The 651-nt window shown below is 45.3% G+C and carries 1 protein-coding gene; it reads left to right on the top strand.

Annotated elements, in window-relative coordinates; all coding sequences use genetic code 11:
* Positions 1–651 (top strand): 5'-3' exonuclease (locus ACS8FD_RS21520; RefSeq protein ID WP_439277371.1); only part of this gene is annotated, 651 nt, incomplete at both ends.

The raw sequence follows: 651 nt of genomic DNA, 5'->3' as shown, positions 1-651 counted from the left end.
GATATTATCGGCACCCTTGCCTATCGCGCGGTTGAGCAAGGCCATCACGTGGTCATCTCGACTGGTGACAAGGATATGATGCAGCTGATCAATGATTGTGTGATATTAGAAGATAGCTTTACAGGCAAAATCACCGATAGTGCAGGCGTGATAGAAAAGTTCGGGATTGAGCCTCATCAGATGATTGACTTTTTGACCTTGATGGGCGATTCATCAGACGGCATCAAAGGCGTGCCTGGTATCGGTAAAAAAACCGCCAAAGACTTGCTTAATAAATACGGCAATATCGATACAATGCTCAAAAACGTTGCTGAAATTAAAGGCCGCGCTGGTAAAAACTTGGTCGAATATGCCGATGATATTCCGTTCAATGCAAAGCTTGCGACCATTGTGACCGACTTGGCCATCGGACAAGATTGGACAGACCTTATAATAAATACTGACCCCTGCGCCCATATTGATGAGCTACGCAAGCTGTATAGTGAGCTTGAATTTAAAAATGAGTTGGCCTCTCTTGATCACCCAAACCATCCTGCCAATGGTAGCGCAAGCATCGCTGACAGTCAGGTCGATGCTGAGTCGCAAGCGCAAGTCGCAAAATCACTGCAATCAAGCACGATTGAAAACATTAAAGACAGTAAAAGCCATGAC

The organism is Psychrobacter sp. 1U2, from assembly GCF_051847575.1.
The sequence above is the reverse complement of the archived record's forward strand: the minus strand, read 5'-3'. Positions and strand labels throughout refer to the sequence as shown.